Below are 363 nucleotides of genomic sequence, written 5' to 3' on the forward strand. Positions count from 1 at the left end.
TTGAGCACCTGGGCGGGCATCGACGCGTTGGGCTTGGCGTTCCACAGCTGGGACAGCGGGTGCAGCTCAGCCAGGTCACCCGACGGGGTCCGTACGACCAGGTCGACGCTGGCCAGGTTGTTCGCGAGCATGGTGATACACCGGTACGCCACCGCGGAGTTGGACCTGCCCTTCGCGCCGGTTCCCCCGTCAGTTCCCTGCCCAGCGATAAGCAGGTGCCGGCCCGCGTTCTGCCTGCCCTCGACCTGCCACCGGAACGCGGCCACGGTCTTGTTGAACGTGACTTCGTCCAGGTCACCGAGGTTGATGATGCCGCCCGGCCGCGCGCCGTTCTTGAAGCTCTGCTGCTGCCATGTGCGGGCG

At 67.5% G+C, this 363-nt stretch carries 1 protein-coding gene; it reads right to left on the reverse strand.

The features are described 5' to 3' along the window. Positions 1–363: hypothetical protein (locus UK12_RS42090; RefSeq protein WP_045307027.1), on the reverse strand; the 363-nt coding region annotated here is incomplete at both ends.

It is taken from the genome of Saccharothrix sp. ST-888, assembly GCF_000955975.1.
Taxonomy (GTDB): Bacteria; Actinomycetota; Actinomycetes; order Streptomycetales; family Streptomycetaceae; genus Kitasatospora.